General features: G+C 37.7%; 15 protein-coding genes and 1 riboswitch. Of the genes, 9 read left to right on the forward strand and 6 right to left on the reverse strand.

The window, feature by feature from the left end:
- Nucleotides 1-757: 757 nt before the first annotated feature.
- From gcvP to gcvT, 3 genes are read right to left on the reverse strand one after another with little or no spacing between them, the layout of a single operon-like run.
- Nucleotides 758-3,553, reverse strand: coding sequence for an aminomethyl-transferring glycine dehydrogenase (gene gcvP, locus ACFINF_RS06205; protein ID WP_375620139.1), 2,796 nt, complete (start codon nt 3,551-3,553; stop codon nt 758-760).
- Between the two features lie 5 nt (nt 3,554-3,558).
- Nucleotides 3,559-3,927, reverse strand: a complete 369-nt coding sequence (gcvH, locus tag ACFINF_RS06210) for a glycine cleavage system protein GcvH (protein ID WP_015856760.1) — start codon at nt 3,925-3,927, stop codon at nt 3,559-3,561.
- A gap of 6 nt (nt 3,928-3,933) precedes the next feature.
- The gene (gene gcvT, locus ACFINF_RS06215) at nt 3,934-5,046 is read right to left on the reverse strand and encodes a glycine cleavage system aminomethyltransferase GcvT (protein ID WP_375620114.1); all 1,113 of its coding nucleotides are present in this window, start codon (nt 5,044-5,046) and stop codon (nt 3,934-3,936) included.
- A 136-nt stretch (nt 5,047-5,182) separates the two neighbouring features.
- A riboswitch (glycine riboswitch) is annotated at nt 5,183-5,280 on the reverse strand.
- A 446-nt stretch (nt 5,281-5,726) separates the two neighbouring features.
- Here gcvT and ACFINF_RS06220 point away from each other — a divergent pair.
- From ACFINF_RS06220 to ACFINF_RS06235, 4 genes are all read left to right on the forward strand, one after another.
- Nucleotides 5,727-6,389, forward strand: coding sequence for an LON peptidase substrate-binding domain-containing protein (locus ACFINF_RS06220; RefSeq protein ID WP_375620115.1), 663 nt, complete (start codon nt 5,727-5,729; stop codon nt 6,387-6,389).
- Between the two features lie 13 nt (nt 6,390-6,402).
- Nucleotides 6,403-6,609 (forward strand): Trm112 family protein, encoded by a 207-nt coding sequence (locus tag ACFINF_RS06225; protein WP_375620116.1) that lies wholly within the window; start codon nt 6,403-6,405, stop codon nt 6,607-6,609.
- Between the two features lie 609 nt (nt 6,610-7,218).
- Nucleotides 7,219-7,599 carry a helix-turn-helix domain-containing protein gene (locus ACFINF_RS06230; protein ID WP_375620117.1) on the forward strand — a complete coding sequence of 127 codons (381 nt, stop codon included), beginning with the start codon at nt 7,219-7,221 and terminating at the stop codon, nt 7,597-7,599.
- Between the two features lie 1,262 nt (nt 7,600-8,861).
- The gene (locus ACFINF_RS06235) at nt 8,862-9,893 is read left to right on the forward strand and encodes an aspartate-semialdehyde dehydrogenase (RefSeq protein WP_375620118.1); all 1,032 of its coding nucleotides are present in this window, start codon (nt 8,862-8,864) and stop codon (nt 9,891-9,893) included.
- 283 nt (nt 9,894-10,176) lie between these two features.
- Here the strand turns inward: ACFINF_RS06235 and ACFINF_RS06240 are convergent, their stop codons facing one another.
- Nucleotides 10,177-10,824, reverse strand: a complete 648-nt coding sequence (locus ACFINF_RS06240) for an SH3 domain-containing protein (RefSeq protein WP_375620119.1) — start codon at nt 10,822-10,824, stop codon at nt 10,177-10,179.
- Nucleotides 10,825-11,327: 503 nt separating this feature from the next.
- Between ACFINF_RS06240 and ACFINF_RS06245 the strand changes: the two genes are divergently transcribed.
- Genes ACFINF_RS06245 through ACFINF_RS06255 form a run of 3 tightly spaced genes read left to right on the forward strand, consistent with a single transcriptional unit; the run spans nt 11,328 to nt 13,860 of the window.
- Nucleotides 11,328-12,146: a MetQ/NlpA family ABC transporter substrate-binding protein gene (locus ACFINF_RS06245; RefSeq protein WP_375620120.1), complete on the forward strand. Its 819-nt coding sequence runs from the start codon at nt 11,328-11,330 to the stop codon at nt 12,144-12,146.
- Nucleotides 12,147-12,173: 27 nt separating this feature from the next.
- Nucleotides 12,174-13,208, forward strand: coding sequence for a methionine ABC transporter ATP-binding protein (locus ACFINF_RS06250; RefSeq protein ID WP_375620121.1), 1,035 nt, complete (start codon nt 12,174-12,176; stop codon nt 13,206-13,208).
- Nucleotides 13,201-13,860, forward strand: a complete 660-nt coding sequence (locus ACFINF_RS06255; protein ID WP_375620122.1) for a methionine ABC transporter permease — start codon at nt 13,201-13,203, stop codon at nt 13,858-13,860. The genes ACFINF_RS06250 and ACFINF_RS06255 overlap by 8 nt, the downstream gene beginning before the upstream one ends.
- Nucleotides 13,861-14,759: 899 nt before the next feature.
- Here the strand turns inward: ACFINF_RS06255 and ACFINF_RS06260 are convergent.
- The gene (locus ACFINF_RS06260; protein ID WP_375620123.1) at nt 14,760-15,239 is read right to left on the reverse strand and encodes a MaoC family dehydratase; all 480 of its coding nucleotides are present in this window, start codon (nt 15,237-15,239) and stop codon (nt 14,760-14,762) included.
- Nucleotides 15,240-15,402: 163 nt separating this feature from the next.
- Here ACFINF_RS06260 and ACFINF_RS06265 point away from each other — a divergent pair, with 163 nt between their 5' ends.
- Nucleotides 15,403-16,737 (forward strand): NAD(P)H-dependent oxidoreductase, encoded by a 1,335-nt coding sequence (locus ACFINF_RS06265; RefSeq protein ID WP_375620124.1) that lies wholly within the window; start codon nt 15,403-15,405, stop codon nt 16,735-16,737.
- Nucleotides 16,738-17,447: 710 nt separating this feature from the next.
- Here ACFINF_RS06265 and ACFINF_RS06270 read toward each other — a convergent pair.
- Nucleotides 17,448-17,804 (reverse strand): hypothetical protein, encoded by a 357-nt coding sequence (locus tag ACFINF_RS06270; protein ID WP_375620125.1) that lies wholly within the window; start codon nt 17,802-17,804, stop codon nt 17,448-17,450.
- Between the two features lie 1,614 nt (nt 17,805-19,418).
- On the opposite strand from ACFINF_RS06270, the gene ACFINF_RS06275 reads away from it, so the two are divergent.
- The gene (locus ACFINF_RS06275; RefSeq protein ID WP_375620126.1) at nt 19,419-20,162 is read left to right on the forward strand and encodes a creatininase family protein; all 744 of its coding nucleotides are present in this window, start codon (nt 19,419-19,421) and stop codon (nt 20,160-20,162) included.
- Nucleotides 20,163-20,176: the final 14 nt, after the last annotated feature.

Raw genomic sequence — 20,176 nt, forward strand, 5'->3', positions numbered from 1 at the left:
CCATCATCTAGCCTACAAAAGCTTGAACTACTCATAAAGCTCTTTTTTGTCTCAATCTCTGACTTAAAACATGTCGCTGCGTTAAGTTTTGATGTTGATTTAGAGGCAACAGCTAAAGCACACCGGCTCTTAGAAAAACAACGCCGTAAAGTCACAAACTAACCTACAATGAATTGAAAAGATGCGCCGACTTTTTATAAGACACCCTGTAAAAAAACAACCATAATACATTTGGCTTTGCATTTACTCATTCTGACAGGTGTTCTTACATATTTTTGCATCATATTTATAAAAAGCAGATTAAAGAGAAATATTTAGACAATTCTTGACTTAAAAAGATGCAATAACAGAGTTTCGCGTGTCTTTATCATCAGAAGCACTAAAATTGATTTTATTCTTTCTGCAACCGATCGTAGTCACCTTAGTGAGAGTCGTATGTCACAACACATGCAACAGACTGGACCCTACCCCCGTAGGTTTCACTCTCGTTTACGTGAATTAGCTGGCTAAACCGATGCGCCTAGTCACTAAAACCATGTCATACGGTAGAAAGCAAAGAAGAGCATGCCTATTGCCCACAAAACACAGCTTTTTTGTCGACTTTTCCGATTGTTCTCATGGTATAAAAAAACTATGCAAAATTCTAGAAAATAGACAAATAACTCTATAATAACATGATCAATAAGTAAAAAACCCACACAGAATGTGTGGGCTTTTTTGTTTATGTAAATAAACAAAGTAAATACATATTTGTTATTTAATAGGTATTTCCCAATGGCGGGCACGAACAAATGAGCATTCTGTCTCCCGCAACATTATCAATACGCGATACAGGAGGCCAATATTTACTGGCTGGATCAAGGGAACTGTTGGGAAAAGCAGCTTCTTGTCGCGAATAGGGTCGTGCCCAAGCATCATCTAAAGTATCTGCCACTGTATGAGGGGCATTCACCAATGGATTATTGTCTTTTGGCCAAACCCCACAACCAACTTTCTTTGCTTCTTCAGCAATAGAGAGTAAAGCATCACAGAAACGATCAATTTCTGCTTTTGGTTCTGATTCCGTTGGCTCAATCATCAAAGTTCCCGGAACAGGGAACGACATCGTGGGCGCATGGAATCCATAATCAATAAGACGTTTTGCAATATCATCAACACTCACCCCATACTGCTCTTTCAACACACGTGTATCCACAATACATTCATGAGCAACACGTCCATGCTTGCCCCGATAAAGAATGGAATAAGCGGGTGAAAGACGTGCAGCAATATAATTGGCATTTAAAATGGCTATTTGTGTTGCATATTTTAAGCCATCAGCTCCCATCATTCGGATATACATCCATGTAATCGCAAGAATAGACGCACTTCCATAAGGAGCTGCCGAAACCGCATGTGTTGTCCCATCCTGTTCATGCCCTGGTAAGAATGGTTTGAGATGCGCTGCAACTCCAATTGGTCCCATACCAGGACCACCACCTCCATGGGGAATGGCAAATGTTTTATGAAGATTCATATGACAAACATCAGCGCCAATATCTGCAGGACGAGAAAGCCCCACAAGTGCATTGAGATTAGCGCCATCGAAATAAACTTGTCCGCCATTTTCATGAATAATAGAACAAATTTCCTTAATGCTTTCCTCATAAACACCATGTGTTGAAGGATAAGTAATCATGAGAGCAGCCAATTTATCCTTATGCAATTGCGCTTTTATTTTGAGATCATCTACATCAACATCACCATCGCTTAAACATTTTACCACAACGACTTCCATACCTGCCATATGTGCCGAAGCTGGATTAGTACCATGCGCAGATGCAGGAATAAGACAAACTGTACGTTGATGTTCTGCCCGTGATTGGTAATATCGTTGGATAGCCAAAAGCCCCGCATATTCACCTTGAGCACCAGAATTTGGCTGAAAAGAAACTTGCGCAAATCCTGTAATTTCGCACAACCACGCATTTAACTGATCGATCATCTCTAAATAACCCGCTGCATCCTCTTGTGAAACAAAGGGGTGTATATTGGCCATACTAGCCCAACTCACAGGCATCAATTCAGCCGCCGCATTAAGCTTCATTGTACAAGAGCCAAGAGGAATCATAGCTCGATCCAGCGCCAAATCCTTATCCGCCAAACGACGCAAAAAGCGCATCATATCTGTCTCTGAATGAACCGCATGAAAAAAAGGCTGGGAAAGAAAAGCAGCATCCCGCTTTTTGCCAAAGAGCTGTGGAGAAACCTGATCACCTAATTGTGCCCCAAAAAGCTGCGCTAAAGCACAAGCATCTTCTTCTGTCGATAATTCATCAAAATTGATTGCAATGGTGTCATCATCGAGAACACGAATAAGGCGTCCTCTCATTTTGGCTTGATGCGCGATCTCTTTCGCTTTTCCCTTCACACCAATGCTTACACAATCAAAAAAAGATTCTCCTTCACAAAAAACACCTGCAGCCTTTAAACCAGCAACAAAACGACATGTTAAATGATGAATTCGCTGCGCAATTTCTTGTAAACCTTTCGGCCCATGCCAAACAGCATAAGCGGTTGCCATATTAGCCAACAAAGCCTGAGCTGTACAAATATTTGACGTCGCTTTATCGCGCCGAATATGTTGTTCACGTGTTTGCAAAGCTAAACGAAAACCAACACGCCCTCTCGTATCCACGGATTGACCAACAATACGCCCTGGAATAAAACGCGTTAACGCATCACTCACTGCAAGGTAACCAGCATGTGGACCACCAAAGCCCATTGGAACGCCATAACGCTGCATAGAGCCAACAACGATATCTGCCCCCCATTGAGCAGGTGGCTCCATAAGAGTAAGTGCTAAAGGATCAGCCACAACGATAACTAAAGCTCCCTTTTCCTTTGCCTCTTTTATGATCTCACTGTAATCATGAAAAGCACCTTTTGTATCTGGCCAAGATAAAACAATTGCCGCTGTATTAGAACAAATTTTCCTCTCTTGGCTGATACAAATACCTTGTGTTTCAGCACGCGTTTGCGCAACACTTAAAGTCTGAGGATGTAAAAGACTCTGAAGAGAAATTTTTGTTTTTTTCTCACGAGAAAAGCGAAAAGCGAGGGCATTGGCTTCAGCTAAAGCGGTTGCTTCATCAAGAAGGGAAGCAGCAGCAACAGGCAAACCTGTGAGTTCACTCACCAATGTCTGAAAATAAAACAAAAGTTCTAAACGACCTTGGCTAATTTCTGCTTGATACGGCGTATAAGCAGTATACCAAGCAGGATTTTCAAACAGATTTCGTAAAATAACTGGGGGGACATGAGTTCCATGATATCCTTGCCCAATAAAACTTTTGTGCACACAATTACGCTGCATCATCTTGGAGAGTTCTTCCAAGGCTTGTCCTTCACTAGCAGCCTTTGGTAAATTAAGTGAACGTCCCAAATGGATAGAATGTGGAACAGCTTGAGAAATGAGTGTATCAACACAATCAAGCTCTAAAACATCAAGCATTTTTTGTGTTTCATCAGGACGCAACCCAATATGTCGAGAAGAAAAAGAACGCTCGATCATGATACTCATCCAATCAAAGCCTTATAAGCATCTTTATCCAACAACCCTTCCAGTTGTGTCTCATCCTGCAATGTCATTTTCCATAACCAGCCTTCTGTTTCGGCTTTCTGATTTACCAATTCAGGATGATCAGCCAATGCTTCATTTATTTCGACCACTTCACCATCAAGAGGAGCATAAACATCTGAAGCGGCTTTCACCGATTCCACAACAGCAGCTGCCTCTCCTTTGGAAAGTTTTGTCCCACTTTGTGGTAAATCAACAAAAACCAAATCTCCTAATTGCTCTTGCGCATAATGCGTAACCCCAACAGTCACCACTTTTCCTTCAACGCTAAGCCATTCATGGTCTTGTGTAAAATAAGTTTTAGACATAAAAAATCATCCTTTAAAATAACGTTGTTCAACAAAGGGAAGTGAATGAACTGATAATACAATCTTTTTGCCTCGCAGTTCTGTAAAGACTTGTGTCCCTTCAACTTTACAATCAACAGGAACATAACCCATCGCGACAGGACCATCAAAAGAAGGACCAAAACCACCTGATGTTACAACTCCAATCTCATTACCTTGATCATCAAGAAGCACCGCACCAGCACGAATAGGTTGGCGCGTTTGGGGTTTTAATCCAACACGACAACGAGCAGGTCCTTTTTGCAGCGCTTCAAGAAAAGCCTTCGCGCCATAAAATTGTGCTTTTTCTCGAACACTTTTAGGAACAGCCCATGTTAGAGCCGCATCAATAGGTGTCGTATCAGGGGTAATGTCATTTCCATGCAAACACAACCCTGCTTCTAACCGCAAGCTATCGCGTGCTGCAAGTCCAATCCACTCAACACGAGAATCACTCAGCAATTTTTCAGCCAACATATGCGCATGCCCTATAGGCAAAGCAATTTCAAAACCATCCTCTCCCGTATAACCAGAACGCGTTATAAACCAATCCTGTTGTGGTTCGAATCCTTGCATAAAGAACAATTCATTCCCTGGTAAATCGGCATCAGCAAGAACAGCTGCCGCTTCAGGACCTTGAAGAGCAAGCAATACCCTTTCAAGAGCAATCACTTGACATTCAAAATCAACCGCACGCTTTTCCAATTCTACAAAATCAGCCTGTGCATTCCCAGCATTGGCGACCAACATAAAACGGTCCTCTTCCAAACGTGTAATGATAAGATCATCAAGAATACCAGCTTGCTCATTAAGCAAGTAATTATACCGTGAGTGCCCAATCTTTAAGGCTGCTGCATCAATGGGAAAAGCATAGGACAAAAATTCCACGACTTGTGTCCCTTCAACAGCAATCAATTTCATATGAGAAATATCAAAAAGCCCTGCATGTGCACGCGTATGAAGATGCTCTTTTAAAACGCCAAGAGGATAAGTTAAAGGCATGTTCCAGCCCGCAAAAGCACCAAATTTTGCTCCTGCTTTTTCATGCAGATCATATAAAGGAAGTGTTTTTAAAAAAGATGTTTCTTGTGCTGTGCCCATAATAACTCCAAAGCTGCGCTAACGCCCACAGAATATGGCCGTCTCTGCCCCCTCTGTCATCAACCTGAGAGACTCGCGAAAAGATTTTTCGCTTACACCTTCGGCGCGGGCTCTCCCGACTTTCCAGATCTGCCTTCTTCCTTTTACGGTCCTTAAAGCCTGAGAGATTATGGGCTATTTCCCCTTCGGCGGCAATGCGAAAATTCGCAATCTGCACTCTCCCGCAAAAGAATGAAAGAAACAATAACGCTCTTTCCAGCATGTTCTAACCTATAACCTATCTTTATCACACTGTCATTAGTAAAGTGATGAAAATGTTCTCATTTTAAAACTTGCATAAGCTGCTTCAAAAGATTTATAATAGTATCCCTTTGAACCTTACAAAAATTGCAAGCAACACATTTTAGGAAATTTAATACAAAAATCAAAAGCTATAGACAAAAATACCTCTTGAAAATCATGCAAAACGTCACACACTAAAAAGATCGCAAAGCAATATTCTTTCTCGCGCAAGTTCAACCTTAAAGATAGGGTTTCATATTCTTTTTGAGAATAAGGGCTTCAAATATTTTATAAATATGATTTTAATGCACAAGAAGTGGGTTTTCTGCTTTCTCAATAGTGTCATAAATTGCGACTATTTACAGACTAAACTACCGAACAAAGGTGACAAAATACTCATGAAAGCTGGTAATATCTCTTACAATTGCGAAAATGATCTTCCAAAGCAAATTGCCCTTTTTCCTTTAGAAGGTGCACTCTTACTACCCGGTGGTTTTTTATCACTCAACATTTTTGAACCAGAATCACTTGAAATGATTGAAAACGTTATGGTAACCGATCGTCTATTAGGCATTATTCAACCACTTTCATCGGATACAAACCGCTTCTCTACACAACTTTATAAAACAGGCTGTATAGGGCGCATTACAAACTACAGTGAAACAGGAAATGGACAACTGTTTATTATCTTACAAGGTGTTTGCCGCTTCACCTTAGAACAAGAATTGACTAACACAAAATCCTATCGAACAGCTCTCATCCAATCAAACATAAAAGACTTGCAAGAATTTGATGTTGAAGAACGCATTAACCGAGAAAGCTTACTCGACGTTGTAGAAAAATATCTAACCATACATGAAATGGAATATAATTGGAGCAGTATCATAGAAGCCCCTACACCTATATTGGTTAATGCTTTTTCAGCTCTTATCCCCTTTACACCAGCAGAAAAACAAGCTCTCCTTGAAGCTCCAGATATCGAAAGCCGTGCCCAAACTCTTCTTGCGTTAACAGAACGCTCACTCATGAAACAAACAGGTACAGATTACCGTTTAAACTAATAAACGTTAAAACATGAAAAAAATGACCCCAGATCCAAAAATGCTCGAATTGCTCGTCTGTCCAATAACGAAAGGCACTCTCTCTTTCAACCGAAAAACACAAGAGCTTATTTCTCTCAAAGCCAAACTTGCCTATCCTATTCGTGATGGCGTTCCCATTATGCTTGCCTCAGAAGCGCGCCCTTTGCAAAACAATGAAAACGTAGCGTATAAAAAATAAGAAAATTTCGTTCATTTTTTCTGGAGAAAGCTGTTATCAATCACTGCTCTATAAAAAGCTCTCTTTTGCTCATACAACCTTTTTAATATTAGTGCTAATCCATCACACGCCAGTACCAGCATTCTCTTTACCAACTCCTAATGTTATACTTACTCTAAAAAGTCTTTTGCTTCTGAATGCGAAAAAAAGCTTCCGTTTTTATACACAATAAATGGATAAAGTCATATAGTTACAATTTTAAATATACCCCATAATGATCACTAAGAAATTGTCCTAAATTCCATCAAAATAAAGGGATGCATTGCAACAGTTGCATGTAAACTTTGCAAAAAACAACCAAACAAACTGCTGTCACTCTGGTTGACGATTTAAAGAAATTACCCTATGAATGAACTTGTGTTTTTGGTCGTATACGCAGCGATCAATAGGGCCTGGAAGCCCTAACATCGAACGCAGAATAAATTCGCTTTGCGGATATCCCGGAATTTCCGGGGGCTCTTGTTATGTCCAAGTGCTCTCAGCACTAAAAGCAAGAGGCTGATTCGATGTCAGCACTTCCAGACCCCGGAATACTAATGCGAGGGCGCTCGCACCCAGTGGGGGTATCAAGTGAAAGACAAAAATCTGCATTTTTACGATATTTCTTTAGGTAAAAAAATTCGCTTCAGAAGAAACGTCATGGGTTTTTCTCAAAAACAATTAGGGAGTCATTTGGGCGTAACGTTTCAACAAATTCAAAAATATGAAAAAGGCTTAAATCGCGTAAGTGCAAGACGTTTACAAGAAATTGCTAATATATTAGATGTTTCCGTTTCCTTCTTTTATGCTGATAACACAAAAAAAGAAGATCCCCTCTATCATTGTGATGACAGAATAGAAAGCAAAGCAGAATATTTACTTTTGAAAAGTTTCAGAATGCTGACCCGCAAAAAACAAAGGGCTATTTTACAGTTGATTTCTGGTGAAAAAAACGACCCCTTATTTTCATAAATTCACTGAAAGGACAATCAACGTCCTTAATAACATTGAAAAGAATTTTGACTGTCTCCCCACACCTCATGAGAACGAAAATTCTTAAATCTAATCTGGTCTGTAAATAGTCCGAATTCTAACGAGTTTAACTTAGAAATAGCGCTTTGATTTATAATGATAATCTAACGTTATGTATATTGAATAAGTGTCTCGAATATCATAAAATTCTTTCATTTCAAACTTGTTCTATATTGAATCAATCAAAATCACTTATTTGTACATTACAAGCAGAGTTTGCGTATGAATAAAAATGTACAAAAAGGCATATCTCTTATTAAATTATCTCACATACCAAGGACGTAGCCACATTGGGTACTGGAAAAATGTATGATGGTGCTAACTTGCTCTTTTATTAAACATAAATATGGGGGGTGTTCAACGGCTTTCCACTCATATGATTCACTTGAAACAAAAGGCTTGCCAAACAAGCCTAAGAATATTCCCATACACTTAAAAAAACACTTAAATATATCAAGAAAGCTTAAAGATCTTATACCACCATACTTCAAATAACGATATTTTATAGTATAACAGGATTAAAGTAAAAATAAGACACGAAAAAACTATATGTATAACTTTCATAAGAATTTATTTATATAATGGATACTTAATTTTATCCTGTTGTGCTATAAATTTTATCATTTAAGGTATGAGAATATGAAGCATGCATACCTACTTGAAACATTCAAATGTTTTTTAAGCGCCAAATGTCTTTTTAAATATTTTTAGACTTGCTTGTTGAGCCTTAAGTTTCAAGTGAAAAATGGGAAGCCGCTAAAAGTAACCGCTAGAATCTGCCTGTTTACAGACTGAATAAGAAGCTTCGCTTTTAAAGGCATAGGGAGAAGATCAAATAATTCAACACTTAACAGATAAGGTATTAAAAGATTCCCCCAACGCAATACGTAATAACATCCTTAAAAAATTCAAAAGTGTGAAGGTAAACAATTGACAGAAGATAAGGAATTCACTTAATTAAAGTGCTCTCTAAAAGAGATAACAGTTTAGCGTACAATATTCAATTTTTCAATTCTGAAAGATTAAAAAGACGTATCATTTGAAATAAAACAATTTATTGTGCTGCTGATGATGATTGATGTGTACAAAATTGAGTTGTTGAAAATCAAAAATATAATTTAATGATGTTCCTTGACCAACTCACTCTCTCCTGAGTATAGCACGGGGAATAAACGTGGAGAGATATGAGGAGTATATAGAAAATGAGTTTTAAAGTTGCAATTGTCGGCGCAACCGGAAATGTTGGTCGTGAAATGCTTACAATTTTAGAAGAACGTGGTTTTCCTGCGCATGAAATTGTCCCTCTAGCATCACGACGCTCATTAGGACAAGAGGTTTCTTATGGAGATAAAACTTTAAAAGTAAAAGCACTGGATACTTACGATTTTTCTGACATAGATTTTTGTCTGATGTCTGCGGGAGGAAGCATTTCCAAAGAATATGCTCCTAAAATCGCTGCCGCTGGCTGTGTCGTCATCGATAATTCCTCCACGTGGCGCTATGATTCCAATGTTCCGTTGATAGTTCCTGAAGTCAATGCCGAAGCTATAAATACCTTTTCTAAACGTAATATTATAGCAAATCCTAATTGTTCAACAATTCAACTGGTCTTAGCTCTAAAACCTCTCCATGATGCTGCAATCATTAAACGTGTTGTTGTCTCTACATATCAGTCGGTTTCTGGAGCTGGTAAAGAAGGAATGGACGAACTTTTCGAACAATCACGTGCAGTTTTTGTTGCTGACCCAATTACATCAAAAAAATTCACTAAACGCATTGCCTTTAATGTCATTCCTCATATCGATGTTTTCATGGAAGATGGTTATACAAAAGAAGAATGGAAAATGACTGCTGAGACGAAGAAAATTCTCGATCCGAAGATTAAGTTAACAGCCACTGCTGTTCGGGTCCCTGTCTTTATCGGTCATGCCGAAGCTGTCCATGTTGAATTTGAAAAACCACTAAGCGTATCTGAAGCACAAGCGCTTCTCCGCGATGCTCCCGGTTGTCAGCTTATCGATAAACACGAAGATGGTGGCTATACCACACCTTATGAATGTACCGGAGAAGATGACACCTTTATTAGCCGCATTCGTGAAGATATCACCGTTGAAAATGGTTTAGCTTTCTGGGTTGTCGCCGATAATTTAAGAAAAGGAGCAGCATTGAACGCAGTTCAAATTGCTGAATTGCTCATTTCTCGTAATTTGATAAAGCCTAAGTCCGTAAATTAACGCCCTGTCCGAAAGGATGAAGAGCCCTAGCCGGTCTGTCAAAAGTCCGGCTTCTCTTCAGCAGAATCTTCCCCTGCTGGGGATTCATATCACCATCCTAAAGGACTGTAATTCGGGGTATTGATAAATTTTACTCTGAATATCCATAAATACCTCGCCACCTTAAGTTAATCATCGCCGCCTTAATGCCATTTTACGGTACAATAGGATCAGCAGCATGAAGCAAAAAATGCTTATGCTGCTGATCCTATTTGTTATTCCGATTGTGAAATTAACTTTACCCTTATCGAGCAGGATAAGTCACAACACGGTAACGCGTTTCATTACGTTCAAAATTTTTGTAATTGACATTATCAGGAAAGAAGGGATTATAAGCATTTACGTGCTTTACAGAAACTCCTTGTGCTTGGGGCGAAGGATTTAAAATTGTCCGTTCATCTCTTTTTTTGACACCTGTAGAATCGATAATCACATCTTTTCTGTAGAGTTTTTGTATGTTTTTCCGTGTTTTTTGAATCGCTGGAAGAGCTTTAAAATCAGAAACAACCTGTTTTACTTTTTCTTTTTTTACTTTTGGCGATTTTATCATAGCATTTAGCTTTACTGGCATCTTTGTAAAAGCGATGGTAGGAACATTATTGACATTGACATAACGTGCAGATGCCCAACCAACCTTTCCGTGATAACCAAGAGAACACCAAGTTTTATTGGATAGACAGCCATAAATTTGCACTTTTGCTCCCATTGGAACCATTGTGATCACTTTATAAGCTGTCGCAGGACCTGTGCGTAAAGATACCTGACCTGATGCAACACGAGCAACTGTTCCTGCAATGGTTCCAGCTTCCGCGTGAAAAGCAGTCACAGCCACCCCCGACGCTCCCAAAGCCCATAAAATCATTGTTGTTGATAAAAATTTTTTTCTTAACATTATTTTTCTTCCTCTCTCAAAATATGTGAAAGGCAAAATTTCGCCTTTGCAAAAATTTGCCGCGTTTAAATCCAATGATCAGCAACTTTTATTTCCCGCCCAAAAGACCCCACAACATTGCAACAAAATTTCTCTTTATTCCCCCTCTACACGAACACGGCCTTTTGATCTTGATTGCGCAGTATGTTCCTCATAAATTTACAGCTAAAGCATCATCTGATTGTCTGGTTCTTCAACCAATCGTCCCTTAAAGAAGTTTTTAAAGTGTTATTGGTTCCCTCAACAAATGATTGCAATAGAAGAATTGATTGCCTGAATTACAGAGAATGAATGATGATAAGCCCCAAAAATACTAAAAATAGAAGGAAAAATAATGCTATTTTAAAAATAAAAGTGATTGAATATTCTCTAAAGCTTGTATAACTTTAAATCTTCCAAAAAAAAATACAGAGTATATTGAAACTTCCCTCAAAAAATCTCTTGGACAAGAAAGTTAAAAGCACATGACATTAAATTTTTTTTCTCGTAGTCAGATTATAGGATTATTCCTCTCTCTCGTTGCACTTTTTTTATCTACTGCTTGCGTCATGGCTACAGACAAATCGAAAATCAAACTTGGTATTATGGAAGGGCGGGATGCGATTATTTGGAAAACTGCAGCTGAACAGGCTAAAAAAGCCGGTTTAGATATTGAACTCGTTTATTTTTCTGATTACGCTTTGCCTAATGACGCTGTTAACGCAGGAGAGATCGATGCGAATGCTTTTCAGCACGCCCCTTATCTTAATGAACAAATGAAACAACGTGGCTATAAACTTTCAATTGTCGGCTATACATTTATTGCTCCAATCGGTGTTTACTCGCACAAAATCAAAGACTTAAAAGATCTACGTGAGGGTGCACATGTTGGTATTCCGAACGACCCATCTAATGGTGGAAGAGCCTTACTTCTTCTCAATTCTTTAGGTCTCATTAAGTTAAAAGATCCTCATAATATTCTTGCATCTCCACTTGATATTATCGAAAATCCTAAAAACCTGCAAATTCGTGAGCTCGATGCTGGTATGTTAGGGCGAGCTATTGACGATTTTGATCTTGCAATTATAAATACAAACTGGGCTATTGTTTCTGGATTAAACTTCGAAAAAGATGTCGTCGCATGGGAGAGCGCAAAAAATAATCCTTATGATAATATCATCGTTGTACGCACGAGCGAAAAAGATGAGCCATGGGTTAAAAAATTAGTTGCCGCTTACAACAACGATCTTATCCGTGCAAAAATCAAAGAGATTTTTGGCAAAACCGCCCAAACTTCTTGGTAATTGTGCCAAATATCCGAGTAATTGTGAATGGAAAAACCTACTCTTATCTCCTTAAAAAACATCAGCCGTTGTTTTAACAAAACGGCTGGTGTTCCGGTGATTAATAACTTATCTCTCGATATCCATGCCGGTGAAATTCTTGGTATTATCGGTCGTAGTGGAGCAGGAAAATCAACACTTATCCGCTGTTTAAATGGGTTAGAGAAGATTGATGCAGGGTCCATTTTTTTTGAAGGTGTTGATATTTCAAATCTATCGGAGATAGAATGGGCGCCTTACCGTCAACGAATTGGGATGATTTTTCAACATTTCAACCTTCTTTCATCACAAAATATTCTTGATAACATTGCATTGCCGCTTAAATTAAGTGGTGTAAGCAAAAAACAACGCCACAAACGTGCTCTTGAACTAATTGAATTAGTTGGATTATATGGAAAAGAATATTGCTATCCGGCACAATTATCAGGGGGGCAAAAACAACGCGTTGGCATTGCTCGTGCGCTCGCTGCTAATCCTAAAATATTGTTATCAGATGAAGCCACCTCTGCTCTTGACCCTGAAACAACACAATCTATTCTAGAGCTCCTTGCTGATATTAATAAACACCTCAATCTCACGATTGTGCTCATCACCCATGAAATGGAAGTTGTGCGCACCATAGCGCATCGCGTTGTTGTGCTTAATCAGGGGAACATTGTAGAAGAAGGACGTGTGAAAGACATCTTTACGTCACCGCAAGACGATACAACCATAGCCATGCTCAAGCTTGTCACCCCGCAACTTCCTGAAAAATTTGCGAAAAATCTCAAACCAATCGGGCGAGAAGCTGTCATTGAAATCAATATTGCCGGTGAAATTGCCCAGCAGCCTTTTCTTCATCTTCTAGAAAATGAGAGTGGTTTAAAAGCACGTATTTTGCATGGTGGCATTGATACAGTTCAGGATGAAACCATCGGGCGACTCTTCTTGGCTCTTCCTGGAGAAGATAAAGAAGCTTTAGAAAAAGCTGTTCAATGGTTAACGAAAAAAGGACGATATTGTGAGGTCTTAGGCTATGTTTAATGTTTTGTCTCATGAGCTTCCCCAAGCTGTTATTGATACAATATTGATGACACTTAGTGCTTCTTTTATGGCATTTATTATAGGACTTCCCCTTGGTCTTCTTATTCACACAACAGCGCGCGGAGGGATTTTTTCCTCATCTCTCATCAATCGCCCTTTAAGCATGATCATTGACAGTATTCGTGCCATTCCCTTTATTATTCTTGCATTTTATCTTCTTCCCGTTACGCGTATCGTTGTAGGAAGAGGGATAGGAATGCCTGCTGTAATTTTTATACTGACCATTTCAGCTATCCCTTTTTATGCACGCATGGCGGAACTCTCTTTTAAAACCGTTGAAAACGGTCTCATTGAAGCAATCCGCTCTATGGGTGCAAGCCGTCTTCAAATTATCAGACATGTTCTTATTCCTGAAGCTCTCCCTAGCCTGATTACAGGTTTTACAGTCATGATCATTTCTCTCATAGGAGCCACCTCACTTGCTGGATATCTTGGTGGAGGCGGTTTAGGGGATATGGCAATCCGCTATGGCTATCAACGCTATAATACTTTCATCATGACCATTGTCATCATTCTTTTGATCATGCTCAATATTATAACCCAATGGACTTCTGATAAAATCGTACAAAAACTTGATAAAACAAAGCATTAAAAGACTTAGAATTTCACATACCAGTACCATCATCCTCTTTGCCACTTATCCAAGCGCAACAACCCTTGGCTATCGGAAACGATCATAAGGGATTAGGAACTTTTTTCTTAAACAGTTTTTATCTCTCCCCATCCGTTTGTAACATGAAAGAAAATAGTTTTAATGGCTTTAATATAAAAGGGAATGAAATGAGAGATCTTACAATATTTGAGCCCCTCTCTTAACATAAAAATGATAAATTATCATGTTAAATTAAGACATTGGTCACGACCTTTCCGAACCTTAGACAACATATTGAATGAGAGCTCTAAATACCGTAAGGTTCTCTCATTCCAAATCTGTTCCATATCGAAACCTCTCGCTTGCATGTTACAAGCAGGAAGAGCCATGTGAGTAAAAACTATACAAGCAATGAAGGCGTACCTCTTATGAATTATCTCAAGCGCCAAAACCTGTCTTAACATTGGGTGCTAGCATATAATACGATAATACCGGTTTTCTTCTTCACAAGCATAAAGATATGGGAGTGCTCAATGGCTTTATCGTTATACTATTCACAGGGCGCTATTGCGAAATGGGTATGACGAGCGTTGAGAGATATTTCTTTAAAATAAGCCCATGAATTGGCAACGCAAGTATATTCCATTTGAAGCATTCTGTTTTATGTGAGGGCTGTGATCCCATTAAAGAATGCTATAAACAAAAGCGTGAGGCAATGCACTATTTTCATTAGGAAACTCCTCTTCAAAACGATCTAGGAAAGATAGCAATCTGCTATGGCTAAACGCTATGATAGCCCACCATATCCATCATCCCATAGATTATTATTACTATTATCATTGAAGAAACTTCTAATAGAATTGTACAAAAATTTTATAAAATAAAGCACTCAAACTAATCTAGATATTGGAAGATTTTTCTCCCATCACTGCCACAATAAGCCATTGAGCCGTAAGAGCTGGTTTTTTTAACTGTTCAATTTCCACCGTAACCCCATAATGGAAGACCACTCGACCAGAAGGGCGAATTTCTGCATCATCTAACACAAAACGCGCACGTACCCGTACCCCTGTTTTCACAGGACTCATGAAGCGTACTTTATCGAAACCATAATTAATCCCCATTGTGCTCCCTTCCAACTCTGGAAGAGCCTCATAAGCGAGCGTAGACAAAAGCGATAATGTTAAAAAACCATGAGCAATTGTGCCCCCAAAAGGTGTCTTTTTAGCCTTTTCTTCATCAACGTGTATCCATTGATGATCATCTGTAGCACATGCAAACTGATTAATCATATCCTGTGTAACAAGACGCCACCCCGATAATCCCACTTCTTTCCCAATAAAACTGGTGACATCTTGTACTGTTATTTTTTGCTGCATAACGCTATTCCTATTTTGTTTGATAAAAGCAACCACCCCTCTTGCTTTTATAAAATCCATTGATTAGAGCATCAAGAATAAAAGATTAATTGTCTTAAAAACAAATGCACCTTATGAATGAGAAAAGTTCTTTAGCAGAATAGTTTTCAAATGGGAAAAAAGAATGGCAAGCAATGTGAACCTAACAGGTTTAGCGCATGATTTGAAACAACGTGCAGAAAAGCATCCCCCCATCCGTATCGGACTGATTGGTTGTGGTGAAATGGGCACAGATTTATTATCAAGTATTGCGCATATGGATGGTATAACAGTCGCTGCAGTAGCCACTAGGACGCCGTCACGTATTTTTGATGCCGCTAAAATAGCCTATGGCGAGGATGGACATGTCTGTGAAGTTGAAAATACTTATGCTCTCACGAAAAGCATTGAAAAAAATTTGATTGCAGCAACAGATGATATTAACCTTGTTTTACGTCATGAACAAATTGATATTATCGTTGATGCAACAGGCTATCCCGAAGCAGGAGCAGAAATTGGTATCAAAGCGCTTGAGAATAACAAACATCTTGTCATGATGAATGTTGAAGCAGATGTTACAATTGGCGCTTATCTCAAATATGAAGCAGAAAAACGAGGGCTCATTTATACACTTGGTGCCGGAGATGAACCAACTTCTTGTATGGAACTCATAGAATTTGTTTCAGCCCTTGGACATAAGATTGTTGCAGCGGGTAAAGGAAAAAATAATCCTCTGCACTTTGATGCTACACCTGATGCTTACGAAGAAGAAGCATTCCGGCGTAATATGAATGTGCGCATGTTGGTTGAGTTTATTGATGGTTCCAAAACGATGGTTGAAATGGCAGCAATTGCCAATGCCACTGGGCTTCTCCCCGATTGCCCAGGAATGCATGGACCACGAGCAGCGCTGCAAGATTTAAACAAAGTGCTTATCCCAAAACAAGATGGAGGCATTTTGCAGCAATATGGTATTGTAGATTATTCAACAGGCCAAGGTGTTTCCCCAGGTGTCTTTGTCATTGCAGAAATAGCACACCCACGTTTACGCGAACGTATGGAAGATTTAAAAATTGGCCAGGGGCCTTATTTCACCTTTCACCGCCCCTATCATTTAACAGCAATGGAAGTTCCCCTCACCTGCGCACGCGTTATGCTTTATGGCAAAAAAGATATGGTTCCTCTTAGCCATCCCGTAGTAGAAGTCTGTGCTGTCGCTAAAAAAGATTTACATCCAGGCGATCAGCTAGACTTTATCGGTCTTTATACTTATCGCGCTTGGATAATGAACATCGCAGAAGCACACGCTCACCACGCCATTCCTTGTGGTCTTTTAGAAAAAGCAACAGTAACAGCTGCAATTAAAAAAAACGAACTCATTACAATACATAATACTGCTATTCGTGAAGATCAATGGATTGCGCGTCTTCGTGCTAAACAAGACCTTTTACTTCATGGCCCTTCTTCCGCTAAGCTATAAATACTCCTGAATTACCTTACTTAACAGTATCCTTCCCTTACGCAACAGAATAACCCAGAATACACTTCTATCGCAAATACAGGTTTATGTTTTAATAAAAGCATTTTCCAACGATGCACATCACCACTTCCCTCTCACAATATATCCCGTAAATGCGACAGTATAAACCACTCCATAAGATGGCATAAGATTCATTGTGTATTACTATCTTTACTCTATAAAGATACAAACCAGCACCATCATTTATTTGCCAATACTACAACAGCCCTTGAACCTTAGAGATAATTCATGAGAAGAATTTTTACTCTTTTTTTTTAATAATTTTATCCATACACGAACGCAATTTGTGATACGTAAAAAATACTTTTGATGGATTTAACATAAAAAAATTAAAAAGGATAAGATATGCTTTTGATGAATAATCTTCATATGAGAAAAGGTAGACAATATTAAAAGACTGATAAAGGGAGTGAGTATAATAACCTTATTACTAGGGAATAACCATAAACTGTAAAAAAATCAGGTTACACTAATTTGTAAAAAAAACACAAATGTAGGATCTTGAACTTTAATAATGTTAATAAAAGCTACATTTAGTATTAAGAGTAGTGATTTTATTATCCAATACAGTATAAATAAGTTCAAATATTTATTTTTTCAAAATCATGAAGCGAACAGAAAAATCATCGACTTTGTCGATGATCTTTCTGCTAAAGTGTAGTAAATATTCCCCAAAGAGATACAACAGCACCTAATACATCCCCAACACATAAAGAAGCAAGAAGTGATAAAATACCTATTCCCCCCCAAAAGGCTGCACCTGAAAAGGCAGCAGTTTTTTCAGCTTTCCCCAAAGCAATGCCATCTTGTGCCTCAACGCCTTGAATAACAGCTCTATCCACAGCTTTAATAGCTACATTTTTTTCTAGTGTAGAAATAGTAACTGCCGCTCTCTCTTGAAATTGATTTTTTACAAAACTTGCATTTCCCTCTATAGTTTGTACAAAAAAGAGAATAAATAGTGTAAAAGTAAATGAACATACACGATTTTTAAATATTTTAAACATAGCTTTCTTTGCTCCTCTTTTCTTCACTGAAAAAATGAAAGAATATTCACATATATAAAAAACTTATATTATATATAACACATTATGTATTGTATGTAAATACAGAAAAACAACAAAAGATAAAAAATAATTTATTCATTTAAAATTTTGTAAATAATTTAAAATGTAATTAACTTTTAAAGAAATATAACTTTAAAAACTGTCAATATAATTATAATTATTCTATTATTTCAATAAAATAAAAATGAAATAGTACTTAATGGATTTTTATTATATCACTCATCAATAAACTTTAAAATAAAATTGATAGCGAAAAAACTCGATCTAAAACAAATCTATCCTAATAAATAAAACTTAAAATAGTGTATTATTTTTCTATAAAACAGTTAAAAATGTAAAAATCAATTAAGATTTCTATTTTCAAATAGAAAAGACGTTAATAAAATAATTCTCTTTGAAATAAAGTTTGGGCAATATTCACATAACTGTCTGCAATTTGTGCAAAATAAATAATTAATCAAATGCTTGAAAGAGAAGTGGTAGAGAAACTTACTAAAAAATTGCATTTTTGAAATACTAACTTAAGTAAGCGCATTGAAAAAATAACGCCATGAAAACTGATATTGAATGAGAGAGCTCGCTATTATAGGATTCTCTTAATTTTAACTCTGTTTATATTGAATTAATCAAAATTCTTCGCTTTCAAAGCACAAAATAAAACGATGTATGTGTAAGCACACTTGAAGAAAAGAAAATATCACTTATGAGATATTTTAACTATCAAGCGCTGTTAACACATTATTTAAAACTGGCAAAGTGAATGGTGGTATCCATTTTTACTGTAAAAATATAAATATAATATATAGATTTTATATTATGAGGCTTTACCGTTATACCATTCACGAACAGTGTCGCAAAATAGGCTTGGATACCTTGGGAAAGGTTTCTTTCAAACAAGCTTATCAATGTGCAACACAATGGCATTCTGTTTATCATGTATCCAACGGTGTTTCTTTTTTAATCATCTTATAAACTCATCGAGATCTCTGAGATTGCAAGTTCATCTTACGTGAATTTTTTCCTTTATATTCATTTTTTCTTATGAACACTAAAGTCTGTTAAGACACTATCCAAAATAAAGTCAATCAACAAACATTTCTATTCTTTTTTAATATACGGATACTTAAATTAAGAAGTTATAACTCCTGATTGCAACAATAGAAATACTTTGGTTATCCTCGCGCAATAGTAAAAATAAAAATCTGCAACTTACAGAAAAAATTGCGTTTTCAATAAACGATGAAAAAATTATTTTTCATTACATGATGTGAATTATTTAATATATATAAATATTTACTTATTAAAAATGAGAATATGCATCAGAAAGTCTTACCAAAGATAGCTATCTTTAGAAAGATAGCCTCGTATTACAAAAAAATTGAGTTGGCTTTACTCAATAAAATCTTCACAATTGTTTGACAAAGCTCTCATTTTTATAGCATCCATATGTGATGTAAAAAGACGCCTATTTGCGTTTCTCTTATAGATAGATTAAATAGTGACAGCACCTTTGATCATTTTTTCTGTGTTAACTTCTCTTTTGGGCAATAATTTATGGTATCTAACACGCCTTTTCTCGCTCTTTTACCTTTGGGCGCACACGAATATCACGGAGAGCACCTTCCCTTCGAAACCGACTGGATCATTGCTGAAGCTTTTGCAAAAGCCCTCACTTTACAAACAAAAGAGCAATTTCATATCGCACTTTTACCGGTTGAAAAGATTGGCTATTCCATAGAACATATAGATGTTACAGGCACACAAACCCTTACCTTTTCTGATGCGATTAAGCGATGGATAAAGATTGGTGAAAACTGTTATCACAAAGGGATCAACCGTCTTCTTCTTCTCAATGCTCACGGAGGCAATTCACCCTTAATGAGCATTGTTATCACCGAATTACGGAGGCGTTTTTCAATGCTTGCGGTAGCAACAAGTTGGAGCCGTTTTGGTTTGCCACAAGGTCTCATGGAGCCTTTTCAACAGCATCTTGATATCCATGGAGGTTTTATCGAAACCTCTTTAATGCTCTATTTAGAACCGGAAAAAGTTCATATGGAAAAGGCAAAAAATTTTCATAATAAACAAGCGGATATGATTGCCAATTATCGTTATTTACGCGCTTATGGTCCTCATGCCTTTGGCTGGACAATGCGAGATCTAAATACGCAAGGTGCGGCAGGAAACGCAAGCAAAGCAACACCACAAGCCGGTGAAGCAATATTTTTTCATGTTCTGTCTCAGCTTCGTGATTTACTTGATGATATCAATCGATTTAACATAAACACATGGCAATAAAGAACAATAAAAGG

Origin of the sequence: Bartonella sp. TS25HLJMH (assembly GCF_042193505.1) — a bacterium.
Taxonomy (GTDB): domain Bacteria; phylum Pseudomonadota; class Alphaproteobacteria; order Rhizobiales; family Rhizobiaceae; genus Bartonella; species Bartonella grahamii.